This window comes from Nonomuraea sp. NPDC004186 (assembly GCF_053603495.1).
Genome location: NZ_JBSGFQ010000043.1, coordinates 38751 through 52262 on the forward strand (window position 1 = coordinate 38751; position 13512 = coordinate 52262).

General features: G+C 70.7%; 12 protein-coding genes and 1 pseudogene. 7 read left to right on the forward strand and 6 right to left on the reverse strand.

Annotated features, from left to right (window positions below; genetic code table 11):
- Positions 1 to 47: 47 nt before the first annotated feature.
- On the forward strand, positions 48 to 1361 hold the full coding sequence (locus tag ACWEPL_RS31260; RefSeq protein WP_452438289.1) for an aminoglycoside phosphotransferase family protein: 1314 nt from the start codon (positions 48 to 50) through the stop codon (positions 1359 to 1361).
- Positions 1362 to 1364: 3 nt separating this feature from the next.
- Here ACWEPL_RS31260 and ACWEPL_RS31265 read toward each other — a convergent pair whose 3' ends face one another.
- On the reverse strand, positions 1365 to 2354 hold the full coding sequence (locus tag ACWEPL_RS31265) for an ArsR family transcriptional regulator (RefSeq protein ID WP_452438290.1): 990 nt from the start codon (positions 2352 to 2354) through the stop codon (positions 1365 to 1367).
- A 68-nt stretch (positions 2355 to 2422) separates the two neighbouring features.
- Between ACWEPL_RS31265 and ACWEPL_RS31270 the strand changes: the two genes are divergently transcribed.
- On the forward strand, positions 2423 to 3604 hold the full coding sequence (locus ACWEPL_RS31270; RefSeq protein ID WP_452438291.1) for an MFS transporter: 1182 nt from the start codon (positions 2423 to 2425) through the stop codon (positions 3602 to 3604).
- 161 nt (positions 3605 to 3765) lie between these two features.
- On the opposite strand, the gene ACWEPL_RS31275 is transcribed toward ACWEPL_RS31270, so the two are convergent.
- The 5 genes and pseudogenes from ACWEPL_RS31275 to ACWEPL_RS31295 form a co-directional block, all read right to left on the reverse strand.
- Positions 3766 to 4125 (reverse strand): hypothetical protein, encoded by a 360-nt coding sequence (locus tag ACWEPL_RS31275; RefSeq protein WP_452438292.1) that lies wholly within the window; start codon positions 4123 to 4125, stop codon positions 3766 to 3768.
- On the reverse strand, positions 4125 to 4559 hold the full coding sequence (locus tag ACWEPL_RS31280; protein WP_452438293.1) for a hypothetical protein: 435 nt from the start codon (positions 4557 to 4559) through the stop codon (positions 4125 to 4127). Before ACWEPL_RS31280 ends, ACWEPL_RS31275 begins: the two co-directional genes overlap by 1 nt.
- 424 nt (positions 4560 to 4983) lie before the next feature.
- Entirely contained in the window at positions 4984 to 5733 is a 750-nt protein-coding gene (locus ACWEPL_RS31285) for a hypothetical protein (protein ID WP_363981445.1), read from the reverse strand.
- A gap of 392 nt (positions 5734 to 6125) precedes the next feature.
- Positions 6126 to 6767, reverse strand: a pseudogene (locus ACWEPL_RS31290) (methyltransferase domain-containing protein); the annotation flags it as partial.
- 18 nt (positions 6768 to 6785) lie between these two features.
- On the reverse strand, positions 6786 to 7379 hold the full coding sequence (locus tag ACWEPL_RS31295) for a hypothetical protein (protein WP_452438294.1): 594 nt from the start codon (positions 7377 to 7379) through the stop codon (positions 6786 to 6788).
- A 163-nt stretch (positions 7380 to 7542) separates the two neighbouring features.
- On the opposite strand from ACWEPL_RS31295, the gene ACWEPL_RS31300 reads away from it, so the two are divergent.
- The 5 genes from ACWEPL_RS31300 to ACWEPL_RS31320 all read left to right on the forward strand — a co-directional run bounded on the left by ACWEPL_RS31300 (position 7543) and on the right by ACWEPL_RS31320 (position 13503).
- Entirely contained in the window at positions 7543 to 7680 is a 138-nt protein-coding gene (locus tag ACWEPL_RS31300) for a hypothetical protein (RefSeq protein ID WP_350733660.1), read from the forward strand.
- A gap of 87 nt (positions 7681 to 7767) precedes the next feature.
- Positions 7768 to 8772: an MvdC/MvdD family ATP grasp protein gene (locus ACWEPL_RS31305; RefSeq protein ID WP_452438295.1), complete on the forward strand. Its 1005-nt coding sequence runs from the start codon at positions 7768 to 7770 to the stop codon at positions 8770 to 8772.
- The gene (locus ACWEPL_RS31310) at positions 8762 to 9799 is read left to right on the forward strand and encodes a TIGR04500 family putative peptide maturation system protein (protein ID WP_452438296.1); all 1038 of its coding nucleotides are present in this window, start codon (positions 8762 to 8764) and stop codon (positions 9797 to 9799) included. The genes ACWEPL_RS31305 and ACWEPL_RS31310 overlap by 11 nt, the downstream gene beginning before the upstream one ends.
- 60 nt (positions 9800 to 9859) lie before the next feature.
- Complete coding sequence (locus ACWEPL_RS31315) at positions 9860 to 12001, forward strand: peptidase domain-containing ABC transporter (protein WP_452438297.1); 2142 nt, start codon at positions 9860 to 9862, stop codon at positions 11999 to 12001.
- Between the two features lie 266 nt (positions 12002 to 12267).
- Entirely contained in the window at positions 12268 to 13503 is a 1236-nt protein-coding gene (locus ACWEPL_RS31320) for a glycosyltransferase (protein ID WP_363981458.1), read from the forward strand.
- Positions 13504 to 13512: the final 9 nt, after the last annotated feature.

A 13512-nucleotide genomic window follows, 5' to 3' on the forward strand; every position in this document is an offset into this window, starting at 1 on the left:
GCCGGCGCGCTATCCCGTGAACTCCGTCGATCCTTGGAGGGTTGATCATGTCGTCAGAAGCCGTGCTGGCAATCGTCGACCAGGACGGCGCCGTGCTGTGCGACATGGCCGGCGGCAATCCGGCGCTGCCGCGGATGCGGTTCGACGGCAGGTGGCCGCCGATGGACAGTGAGCTGACCGATCGCGTTCGTCGCGAACTCGGGCTGTCCACGGTGGTCCTGGAGCCGTTGGACTTTACGACGGTGGTGCTGCTGGCAGAGGGCAGGGCGCGGCCGGTCTCCGCCGATGGGTTCGTGTGGCACGGTCAGGATGCGGTGACCGGGCAGAGCCTGGCACTCGACTGCCGGGCGGCGCGATCCCGGCCGCCCGCCTCCGACTGGTTCGGGCCCGGCTGGTTCGAGCGAGCCGAGTCCTACATCGACGGGGAGATCAAGGCTGCCGGTCGCGTTCGGCTCGGTCCGAGCCGCCAGATCAAGCACTGGAGCATGTCAGCCGTGCTGCGCACGCCGACTGACCGGGGTGACCTGTACCTGAAGGCGGTCCTGCCGAGGCTTGCTCGCGAACCGGACATCACTCGGTACCTGGCGTCATTGCGCATCGCGCCGTTCGCCACCATCACCGCGACGTCACCCGGTGACCGCTGGTGGCTCGCGGAGGACTTCGGCGGCGTGGACGGCTGGGCGGTCTCCCCGGAGCAGCGTCGCGCATGCCTGGCACAGCTGGTCACGGTGCAGAAGGAGACCATTCACCGCGGGGACGAGCTGATCGCCGCGGGGTGTGTCCCGCTCACCCCGACCTCGCTGGCCGACGGCGTACGGTCGACCCTGGCCCGCGACGACATCTGGCGGGCGCCCAAGCTTGCGAAGAACCTGGACCGGGCGCTGACCGAAGAGGAGGCCGACCGGCTGCAGGCACTGACGCCGTATCTGGTCGAGTGCGCCGAGCGCCTGGACGAGGCGGCCGTCCCGGCGGCGATCGTCCACCGCGATTTCCACCCGGGCAATGTGGTCGTGCGCGACGACGGGATCCTGTTGCACGACTGGAGCTTCGCCACCGTCACGAACCCGTTGTTCGATCTGGCCTCATGGCTGCACGACGCGTCCGAGCCGGACGCCGCGGCCTACCTCGACGCCTTCTTCGCCGCCTGGGCCGACACCGTCGCTCCGGAACGGATGCGGAGCGCATGGCGCGTGGCCAAGCCGCTCGCCGCAGTGGTGGAGATGATGAAGCTGATCGAGCTGGCCGACATCGTCGGACCGGATCACGACTTCAACTGGCTGCCGATGACCTACGGTTGGGGCCGGCGGCTGCTGAACGCGGCCACCGACCCCGACCTGACCGTCAACGGTTGGCGATCGTAGGGCTCACTCGAGGCCCGGCACGGGACCGGTCCCCGATGCCTCCACGAGCACCTCCCCGGCCGCCGTCCGCACGTACAGCACCGACCGCCCGGCCCGCCGCCGCTCCACCAGCCCCGCGTCCAGCAGCACCCGCAGATGCCGGCCCACCGACCCCAGCCCCTGACCGGTCACGGCGACCAGCTGGGTCGTGCTCATGGGAGTCCCCAGCAGCACCAGCAATCCGGCCCGCGCGGTCCCGATCAGCGCCCCGAGCCCGGCCGGGAGGGGCCGCCGGTCGTGGTCCTCGGCGAGCACCCCGAGACACGAATAGACGACGGCGTACCGCTCCCGTCCCTCCCACGACACCCACCCGGTCCTCGGCGTCACCGGCATGAACAGCAGGTCGGCCCCGGCGGCGATCTCCCGCGGCTGATACGCGTTCAGGTTGACCTGGAACCGGCTCTCCCCGAGCCACCGCGTCCCCGGCTTCAGCGAGTCCAGCACGGCCGCCCAGCCGCCCTGGCTCACCCGCGCGGTCCGCGCGACCATGTCTGCCTCCAGGACGCGCCGCCGACGCTCCCAGTACGGCCGTACGGTCTCCTCCCAGACGTACGTCAGGAGCGCGGTCGCCCGCTCGGGCAGGTCGTCCCGCTCCAGGGCGGCGGGGAGCGGGCCCCGGAGGGACACGCGGAGGTTGGCCCGCGCCTCCTCGGCCCCGGTCGCCCGCACCCGGGCCACGGTCGTCTCGAAACTCTCCCCCTCGCACGAGGTGGGGCAGAAGAAGTCGGCGATCCACGACCTGCCGAGTGCCGCCCGTACGACCAGCGCGGCCACCGGGTCGGCCGCGAGGCGCGCGCGGTAGCCGGACAGGTGCGCGCGCAGCCAGGCCTCCTCGCCCGGATGGGCACCGGTCGCCGCGTGCAGCAGCTTCAGGCTCGCGAAGGTCTCGGCGAACGGCGAGAGCACGAACCGGCTACGGGCGAGGACATCGGTGTCGATCTGCCACAGGCCCATGCGTGCAACCTTTCGCGCGTCGGCGAAACAGTAAACACGACCCCCGGGCCGCTCCGAGACTCCGACGTATGCGCAGCTATCGAACCCTGTTCCGCACCCCGGAGTTCACCCCGTTCCTGCTCTCTTATGCCGCTTTCGCCGCCGCTCAGACGATCGGCGCCCTGGCCCTCGGCACGCTGGTCTTCCAGGCCACCGGCTCCCCGCTGCTGTCGGCGGTGAGCATGTTCGGCCCGCAGCTGGCGAAGCTGGCGGGGGCCACGTTCCTGCTCTCGGGCGCCGACCGCCTGCCCCCGCGCGCGATCCTTTCCGGCCTCTCCCTCGCCTTCGCGGCCGGTACCGCGGTGCTGGCGCTGCCCGGTCTGCCGGTCGCGGCGGTCTTCGCCGTCGTGCTGGCGCAGGGCCTGATCGCGTCCCTGGGCGGGGGAGCGCGCTCAGGACTGTTGACCGAAATCCTGTCGAAAGACGGCTACGTCCTGGGCCGTTCGGTGTTCAACATGCTCTGGGGCCTGATGCAGGTGGCCGGGTTCGCGACGGGCGCCGCGCTGCTGACGCTTCTGACCCCGAGGACATGCCTGCTCCTGGCGGTGGCGCTGTACGTGATGTCGGCCCTCGCCACCCGCCTGGGCCTCACGGCCCGCCCGCCGCGCTCCTCCGGACGCCCGTCCGTCTCGGCGACCTGGCGCACCAACGCCCTCCTGTGGTCCTCGCGCTCCCGCCGCCTGACGTACCTGGGCCTGTGGATCCCCAACGGACTGGTGGTCGGCTGCGAGTCGCTCTACATCTCGTACGCCCCCGGAGCCGCCGGCACGCTGTTCGCGTGCGCGGCGCTGGGCATGTTCCTGGGGGACGTGGCGGTGGGCCGCCTGGTGCCGCCCGCGTCGCGCCCCCGGCTCGCGGTCCCGCTGCGCCTGCTGCTGGCGACGCCGTACCTGTTCTTCGTCCTGCAGCCGGGAGTGGCGCTGTCGGCCGTGGCCGTCGTCGTCGCCTCCGTCGGCTTCGGCGCGAGCCTGGTCCTGCAGGAACGCCTGATGTCCCTCACCCCGGACGACCTCGCGGGCCAAGCCCTCGGCCTGCACTCCGTCGGCATGTCCACCATGCAGGGCGTCAGCGCGGCCCTCGCGGGCATGGTGGCCCAACTGATCTCCCCGGCCGCGGCGATGACGGTGCTGGCGTTCGGGTCGGTCGCCGTGACCCTGACCCTCGCGGTGCTGGGCAGGCACGAGGAACGGCAGCCGGCCATCCCCACCTGATCGGTCGGAGCCTGCGCGACCTCCACGACCTCCACGACCTCCACGGACCTCCACGGCCTCCACGGGGAGGAGCGGGTCGAGCCCGCGGAGGCGCCGCGCGAGCTGCCGCCAGCCGGGCGCCAAGCGCTCCACGGCTGCTCGCGCCGGATTCGCGTCGGCGGTCAGACGGGGATGAACAGCGCCTCGAACGGCGGGTCGCCGACGCCGGTCGTGACGTGCCCCATTCCTGTGGTGTCGGCGGCGAGTACGAGGTCGCCGGGACCGAAGCGACGCCGGCCGCCGTCGCTGACCGTCACCTCGATCATCCCGCGCAGCATCACCACCCACTGCTCACGTGGCGCCGGGTGCGCGGTGCTGTCGAACGCGGCACTGCGCAGGAACTGCACGCCATCTCTCGACGGCAGCCCACCGACGGCCATGGCCGGCACCCCGTCGGCCACCTGCCGGTGTTCCAGTGCGATCTCGCCGTCCTCGAACGCTGATCCGCCGTCCTCCGTGCGGGTGATCCTGGTGAAGCGCATCAACTCACTCCGATGAACTGGTGGTCGGTACGGATCCGCCCATCGCTGTCCAGGGCGAGGATGTCCAGGCCGCCGCCGACGGCCTGTCCCGTGTGGGTCGACACCATCGACCACCGGATGCCGAGCACGTTGGACATGAGGAGGGACGCCTCTTCGGCGCACTCAAAAAGGTGCTCGCCCGACGCGACGAACATCTCGTACGCACGGGTCACCCTGGCGTTCAAGGCGTCGTGACCCCGGACTTCCAGCGGCGGCACCGGAAACGCCAGCCCCGCGGCGGCCTCACGGATCTCCTGCGGCGGGTCGACCAGCACCTGGACCCCGTCGAGCGCCCACATTTCGCGGATGAGCGCGGCCCGCGCGGCCGGATCGGGTTCGTTCCACTGGGCGACGTACCGGTCGGCCCATTGCTTGATATCGAGTGCGTTGCTCATGCACAGCAGTGTGCTGATTCCCCCGCGCCACCGCGATTCCCTGCAGGGAATCGCGCCGCTGCCGGTTCGGGCAGGTGGGTGGGTTCGTGGCCGCGGTCATCTTCACTGCTGCGCCCGTCCTCGCCACCGGCATCTGCGTCTTCACCGGGAGAGTCGTACGCGCGTGGGTCTTCGGCCTCGTCGCAGTGGCGTGCGCCGGTTTTGTCCTGCGAGGCCTGTACATGGATGCGCGCCAAGCGAAAATGCCGTGGCAAATAATTTGCCACGGCATTTTGTCACCCGCGTTTTCGGGCGGCCGAGAGCGATTCCGACTCAATCGCCGATCACAGTGCCAGGGGATGCCCTCGGTCTCGACGGAGGACGTCGTCGCCGGGCTCATCCCCGGGCGGGCCTTCGCACCTTGGTTCGTACCGTGCGTTACGACTTACCAGTCGTGGTGGTGGTCAAACTTCTTGTCGTGCTCGTCCTCGTCGTGGTCGAACTTCTTGTCGTGCTCGAATTTTCTGTCGTGCTCGAACTTCTTGTCGTGCTCGTTCTCGTCGTGCTCGAACTTCTTGTCATGCTCGGACTCGTCGTGCTCGAACTTCTTCTCGCGCTCGGCCTCGTCGTGCTTGAACTTCTTGTCGTGCTCGAACTTGTCGCGGTCGAACTTCTTCTCGTGCTCGAACTTCTTGTCATGGTCGAACTTGACGTGGTCGATCTTGACATGGTCGAACTTGAAGCGATCGGACTTCTTGTCGCGGTCGAACTTCTTGTCGCGGTCCATCTTCTCGCGGTCGAACTTCTTGTCGTGCTCGAACCTGTCGCGGTCGAACTTCTTGTCGTGCTCGTTCTCGTCGTGCTCGAACTTCTTGTCGTGCTCGTTCTCGTCGTGCTCGAACTTCTTCTCATGTTCGAACTCGTTGTGCTCGAACTTGTCGTGGTCGAACTTCTTGCCGTGCTCGAACTTCTCGTCGTGGTCGGACTTGTCCTCGCGACCCCACCAGAGGACGTCGCACACGCCCCACTCGCTCGCGCAGCCCGCGGCCGGCTGCGTCGGGACGTAGCCCACGCTCGCGCTCGCCACTGCCTGGCCGAGCGGAACGAACATGAGACCGGTGGCCGCAGCGGCCAGAGCCAGCTTGGCGATACGGGCGCTGCGCGGCGTCGGCAAATGCCGAATTTCAGTATTCACGTGCTCTCGTTTCCATTCATGGATAAATCGACGCGAAATCCGACGCCCACATCTCGGTAGGCATTCAGACAGAAGCGTACATACCCGCAAGGATTATCTCATTCACCTCAATGAACCCCAATAACCCGTCAAATTCGATACCTTTAAAGAAGGCGTCGTCACACAAATATTTTGGCGTTTCTTTGCATGTCGTGAGACATGCCATGACGCTGATTCCGATTAATTCACATTTGCGAATACGCGGCGATTTGCCGTCCAGAACGGCACCACCCGCGCGGGCTGACGGCGGAACCGTGTCTCGCCGGCACAGCCTCGACGAAGCGGCCGTGCCGGACCGCGCGCCGGCGGTGGGCTCGGCCGCCGCTACGCGCTGCCCGGCGTCTCGGCGTAGTTCACTCCGGGGCGCGTCCCCAGGCCGACACCATCGGCGCGGTCGCCAGGTCCATGCCACCGGCCGCCACGTTGGCCAGGTGCCGCTCGACCTCTTCCTCGGTCGCGTGGCCGCCGGCGACCAGGCCCTCGCGGATGTGCGCGATGGTCGCCGTCTCCAGCAGGTCGCAGGCGGGGGAGGCGATCGGGAAGTACGCCTCGGCCGCCACGTCGACCAGCCCGGCGGCGCGGAGCAGCCCGGGAAGCCGCCGTCCGTACGCGAGGTCGGCGCCGCGCCCGGCCAGCATCGCGCGGAACCCGGCACGGATCCGGTTGGCCGGCCGCTCACGCTCCCCCTGCTCGTACGGGGAGCTCAGCGGTTGCAGCGCGGGGTCGGCGTCCTCGAGAAGGAGGCGGCCGCCGGGCTTCAGCGCCGCGACCATCGACCGCAGGGCACGTTCGCGGTCGGCGACGTGCACCAGCACCAGGCGCGCGTGCACGAGGTCGAACGCCTCATCGGGAGGGTCGGAACGGGCGACGTCATGCCGGCGTACCTCCACCACCGGGCCGGCCGCATCACGGATCCAGGAGACGTCGATGTCGGTCGCCAGGACGCGGCCCGTGGGACCGACGCGTTCGGCCAGCCCTCGCGGGACGGACGGCCCCCCGGCGCCGAGTGCGGGTCATCGTGACGGGGCGAGGCGATCCCAGACCAGGCGCTGCCGTTCCGCCGACAGACCCTGGCCGCTCATGGCCCGATGCAACAGGTCGAAGTCGCACCCCTGCGCGCTCATGTGGTCGAGGAGGGGTTCGTAACGGTCGGCCCTGTCCCGTACGAGTTCCGTCGCCAGCCGTAGTTCCAGACGAACCGCAGGAACCTGGTGCGAGCCGCATGCGATCCACACGCAGTGCTGCCATGGGCCGCGACCGACGCATTCCATCGCGTCGGAGTCGGTCTGCCTCTCGACGGTGCTCATCTCCACCTTGACCCCGTGCACCTCGTACCTGGCGAAGTATTGCGCGGACGCCGGAATCCACGAGGCGGCATGAAGGCAGGGGAACGAGGCGAGCGCGGCACCGAACTCATCCACCTCCTCCCGCCGCGCCACCAGGAGGTCGATGTCCCCGACAGGAAGCTGAACCCCCTGGAGGAGAGCCGCGCTCGTGCCCCCCAGGCGGTAAGCGATGTCGGCACCCGCGGCTCGCATGGCGGTGAGCACCGTGTCCAGCGCCGCAGTGATGTCCGCCGCTCGAAGAGACGTTCCGCCGTTGTCCATGGCGAGCAGCCTAAGAGCGCGAGGACGCGGGATGTCAGTCGTGCTGACCTGCGTTCGCAGTCAGCTTCAGCCGCCTTTGCAGTGGATCACAAGTCGTGATCGCCACGATCACTCGCAGGGCCGTAGATCACGGCCCTGCGCAACCAGAAGGGGGGTGAACAGCATGCTGAACATCGAGGACCTTCCCGCCGGTGTCTCCGAGCTCGACGGCGAGGAGCTGGAGGTGATCGCGGGCATGGAACCGGACTGGAGCACCTATCTCTGCACCGCCAGCCAGAAGGGCGACTGCTGGAAGACGTGATCCGACCGCGATGACCGCGGCCCGGTGAGCAGCGGGGAGCCCGTCAAGCGGCTCCCCGCTGTTGCGACAGCAAAGGACCGAACGACCGTGTTATTGATCATCAGCAGCCACCGCGACGACTCGATACACGTCGTGCTGCCCAAGCTGCGCGAGCGCGGCGTGCCGCTGCTGTGGTGGGACGAGGCCGACTATCCCGGAGCCTCCACCCTCACCACCAGCTGTCTCGACGGCCGCTGGCGCCAGGTGCTGACCTATCGGGGCGAGACGTACGACCTGTCGAAGGTGAGCGCGGTGTGGGACCGGCGCCCCGACCGGCCGTCCGCGCTCGATGTTCCGGAGCCGTCGCAGCGTGCCTTCGCCGAGCACACGGCCAAGATCGCTGTCACCGGCGCGTACGACCTCATGGTCGGGGCCCGGTGGATGCCCGCGCCGCCGCAGTACACCGCGGCCGTCGACAACAAGCTCCTGCATCTGTACCGGGCCGCCGAGCTCGGGTTGACCGTGGCCGACACGGTGGTGACCAACGATCCCGAGGTCCTGGTGCCGCTGTGGAACCAGGCCGGCGGGCGGATGATCACCAAGACGCTCGGATTCCACCCGTTCACGCTGGACGGGGAGGCTCGTCACCTGTTCACCGCGACGGTGCCCAGGCGGCGGCTGACCGGGCGGCACCGGCTCCGGCACGGCCCGGCGATACTGCAGCCGAACCTGCCCAAGGCGTACGAGCTGCGGGTGACCGTGGTGGGCGAGCAGGTGTTCGCCGCCCGCATCGACTCCCAGACCTCGCGGCTCACCACCGTGGACTGGCGGCACTACGACGACACCAAGGTGGGCTACGCGGCCTACGACCTGCCGCAGGACATCGCCGACCGTTGTGTCCGGCTGGTGGCCGGGCTGGGCCTGAGCTTCGGCGCGCTGGACTTCATCGTGACCCCGGACGGCCGGTACGTCTTCCTGGAGCTCAACGTCAACGGCCAATGGGCCTTCGTCGAGCTGCGTACCGGCATGCCCATCAGCGACGCCATCGCCGACTGGCTCACCACCGCCGCCACCACCGGCCCCGATTCGAAGGACTCCGCCGATGCCCACTGACCAGCGCACCGCCGTCCGTATCTCCTTCGCCGACGACCTCGCCGGGGCGGTCGCGCTCCTGCAGGGGTTGCCGACCGCGCAGGACCAGGTGGGAGAGGCGCGGCGGCGCGCGCGTGACTGGGCCGCCGCGCGGCCGCACCTGCGCGCCCAACTGGTCGTCGACGAGCCGCCGGGGACGACCCGGGTCGGTTACGACCTGCTCCTCGACCACCCCGAGGGCGGCACCGTCGCGCTGTCGGCCGAGGCGGAGGACGGCGTCCCGTGGCTGGTGGACCACTCCACCCACTGGGCGGCGGCCAACGTCCTCAGCGTGGACGGCGTCGGGCTGTCCATCGCGGTGGCGCTGTCCACCATCCGCGCCCTGGGCGTGCGCGACCAGCAGCTCCACGAGCGGCTGGTGGACCACCGCATCCTGCTCAACGAGCTGGACGGCGCCCTGCAGTCGCCGACCGAGGCCGAGATCCAGGAGGCCGCCGACGAGTTCCGCCGCCGCCGTGGGCTCACCGGCAAGGCGCAGACGCTGGAGTGGCTGGCCGAGGCGGGCATGTCGCCGGAGATGTTCCGGACCCACGCCCGTACCCAGGCGATCATCGCCCGCATCCGCGACCGCTTCGCCGGCGAACCCGCCCGCCGCCACCTGGCCGAGCACCCGGAGGACTTCACGATGCGGCGCGCGGTGTGGGTGACCGGCCCACACGCCGACGAGCTGCGCGTCCTGTCGGAGGGTCCGGTGCAGGACTTCGCGGCCCGTTCCCTGGCCGCCCTCGAACGCCCCGGGCACAGACTGCAGCTGCACGCCGCGACCGCGCTCACCCCCCGGCTGCCCGAGCCCCTGCGGACGGCGGCCGAGCGAACGGCGATCGGGCCGGTCCCCTACGAAGGCGGCCATCTGGCCGGGGCGGTCCACGAGGTCGTCCCGCCCGACCCCGGCGCGCCGGAGGTGCTGGAAGCAGCGCGGGACGCGGCCTTCCAGGCGTGGCTGGACGAGCGGCGGCGTAATGCGGAGATCCAGTGGTTCTGGCTCTGAGCGCGATAGGGCGGATGTGACGGTGAGGGAAATGGCGTACCGGATCGGGGAGGTGCGGCGGTGAGACGCCGCGTGCCGCTGCGGATGCAACTGGCCCGCAGCGACTGCGGCGCCGCCTGCCTGGCCATGGTGCTCAGCGCGCTGGGCCGCCGCACGGGCCTGGCGGAAGTACGCGAGCACCTGGCCGAAGGCGTGGACGGGGTGAGCCTGCGCGAGATGATCCAGGCCGGGGCCCGGTTCGGGCTGCGGTTACGGGCCTGCCGCGCCCCGATCGACACCCTTCGTGCGCTGCCCGCGCCGTTCATCGCCGTGTGGGAGAACAACCACTTCGTCGTCGTCGAGCACATCGGCCCACGCGGCGCCACCGTGATCGATCCGGCGCGGGGCCGGCGGAGACTGTCGCAGCAGCAGTTCCAGGCCGGATACTCCGGCAAGGTCCTGCTGGCCGACGCCCCCGCCGGGCTCACCCCCGCCGCCCGGCCCCGGCCCTGGCGCGTGCTGCGCCCGCTGCTGGCACCCGCGCTGGCCAACCGGGGGCTGATCGTCGCGGTGCTGCTGACCTCGCTGACGGCGCAGCTGCTCGGGCTGGCCGTGCCGCTGTTCACCAAACTCGTGGTGGACCGGCCGGTGGCGATGGACGCGACGACGCTGGCGGCCGCCGCGCTGTGCGTCGTGCTCGTGTACGGGCTGACGTCCTGGACCCGCGCCCGGATGCTGATCCGGCTGCAGACCTCGGTGGCGGCCGAGGGGATGCGCGCACTCGTCGGCCACACGCTGGCGCTGCCGTACCGCTTCTTCCAGCGCCGCTCCAGCGGTGACCTGCTGAGCCGGCTCAGCGGGGTGGCCATGCTGCGCGATCTGCTCACCGAACAGTCGCTGGCCTTCCTGTTCGACCTGGCCACCGCGGTGACGTACCTGACCCTGCTCATCCTCGCCGCGCCCGGGCTCGGGCTGGTGACGCTCGCGGCGGCGGCGCTGCAGGCCGGTGTGGTCCTGGCCACCGCCCGCCGCGGCATGCACCTGGCCTTCGCCGCCCTGCACACCACCGCCGCCACCCAGGCCACCATGGTCGACAGCCTGGCCGGCATCGAGGCGATCAAGGCCTCCGGCGGGGAGGCGGCCGCGGCGGACCGCTGGCGCGTCCACCACGAGGAGGAGCTGACCACCGGGGCGGCCCGGGACCGGCACGTGGCCGCGGTCCAGACCGTCACCACCACCCTGCAGATCGCGCTCCACCTGAGCCTGCTGGTGACCGTGTTCGCCTCGACCTCCGGGACGCTGGGCGACCGGCTCGCCCTGGTGTCCCTCGCCGTCGCCGCGACCACGCCGCTCGCGTCGCTCCTGGGCATCGTCTACCAGCTGCAACTGGCCGCCGCACACCTGGGCCGCATCGCCGACCTGATGGGTACGCCGCAGGAGCGCATCGGCGGCGTCCGTCCGGACGGCGGGTTGCGCGGCAGCGTCACCGTCACCAAGATCAGCGTCGGCTACGACGCCCGTACGCCGGTGCTCCGCGACCTCTCCCTGCGCATCCCGGCCGGCGCGCGGGTCGCCATCGTCGGCGCGTCGGGATCCGGCAAGACCACCCTCGGCCGTACCCTCATCGGCCTGACCGAGCCGACCGCCGGGCAGGTCCGCTTCGACGACATCCCGCTGCAAGAACTCGACCGGCAGTGGCTGCGCCGGCAGGTGGGCGTGGTCACCCAGCAGCCACACCTGTTCTCCGGCACCATCGCCGCCAACATCGCGGGCTTCACCCCCGTCAACCACCAGGCGGTCGAGCACGCCGCCCGCCTGGCCGAACTCCACGACGAGATCGTGCGCCTCCCGCAGGGCTACGACACCAACGTCGGAGAGGGCGGTACGCGCCTGTCCGGCGGCCAGCGCCAGCGCCTGGCGCTGGCCCGCGCCCTGGTCCACCGCCCTCGCATCCTGCTGCTGGACGAGCCCACCGCGGCGCTGGACGCGGTCACCGAGGAACGCATCCGCCGCAACCTGCTCAGGCTCGGCCAGACCCAGGTCATCATCGCCCACCGGCTGTCCACGATCCAGGACGCGGACCTGATCGTCGTGCTGCACCGCGGCCAGATCATCGAGGCGGGCACCCATCACCAACTCATGACCCACGACGGCCACTACGCCTACCTGGTGCGGCACCAGCACCAGTCGCCCGGCCCCACACCGGCCCTCAACCCCCGTTGACACGCACCCGGGCGGCCGATTGCCGGCTCGTCCTGCCATGATCACCGTGCGGGAGGTGTCCCCCGGGAGGCCCTGCGGCGGATGGGGGTTACCTTGTGTTCGGTGGCTGAGCTGTCCGTATGTGGCGTCGCGGCCGACGGGGGAAAGGGGAGACCCGCGCCTTTCCACTCTCAACGTATAGCGCACCGGGGGGCTTGCCACAAGACCCGGGTCATGCCGCAGAATCGTCCGCCGAGGCCAGAACCTGCGGAAATGGGGGACGCGAAGTGCGTGTGGTGTTGTCGACGTACGGGTCGCGCGGGGACGTCGAACCGATGGCGGCACTCGCGGTGCGGTTGCGGGAGCTCGGCGCGGAGGTGCGGGTGTGCGCGCCGCCGGACGAGGAGTTCGCGCAGCTGTTGGCCGGGGTCGGCGTGCGGCTGGTGCCGGTCGGTCAGTCGGCGCGTGCGCTGACGACCGCGGCGCCGCCGCCGTCATCCCTGCCCGAGCGCGCGGCCGAATTGATCGCCGGCCAGTTCGACGCGGTCACTGCGGCGGCCGAGGGGTGTGACGTGCTGGTGGCGACCGGCATGATGCCGGCCGCCGCCGGTGCGCGGTCGGTGGCCGAGAAACTGGGCATCCCTTCCGTGTCCGTGACCTTCCAGCAGCTCACCCTGCCGTCGCCGCACCGCCCGCCGCTGGCCTATCAGGGCCGGCCGTTCCCGCCGGAGGTGACCGACAACCGGGTGCTGTGGGACCTGGACGCCCAGAGCATCAACGCGCTGTTCGGTGCGGCGCTCAACACCAGCCGGGCGTCGAACGGCCTGCCGCCGGTGGACGACGTTCGCGACTACGTCATCGGCGACCAGCCGTGGCTGGCGACGGACCCGGCCCTGGACCCGTGGCAGGGGATGCCGGAGCTCGACGTCGTACAGACCGGCGCGTGGATCCTGCCGGATGCTCGCCCGCTCCCGGCCGAGCTGGTGGCGTTCCTGGAGGCCGGCGAACCGCCGGTGTACGTGGGCTTCGGCAGCATGCCCATGCACGCTTCCAAGGACGTCGCCCGGGTGGCCATCGAGGCGGTCCGGGCGCAGGGCCGCCGCGCGCTCGTCAGGCGCGGCTGGGCCGACCTGGCTCTGATCGACGACCGGGACGATTGCTTCGCCGTCGGCGAGGTCAACCAGCAGGCGCTGTTCGGCCGGGTGGCCGCGGTCGTGCACCACGGTGGCGCGGGCACGACGACGACGGCCGCGCGGGCCGGCGCGCCTCAGGTGGTGGTGCCCCAGGCGACGGATCAGCCGTACTGGGCGGGTCGGGTGGCCGAGCTGGGCATCGGCGCGGCACACGACGGTCCGGCTCCGACCGCCGAGTCCCTGTCGGCCGCGCTCAGGACGGCTCTGGCCCCCGAGACCCGCGTACGAGCGGCTGCCGTCGCCGGCACGATCCGCACCGACGGGGCGGCGGTGGCCGCGAAGCTGCTGCTCGACGTGGTCAGCCCGGAAAGGCGGTCCGCATCCGCGTGACCCCCGGCG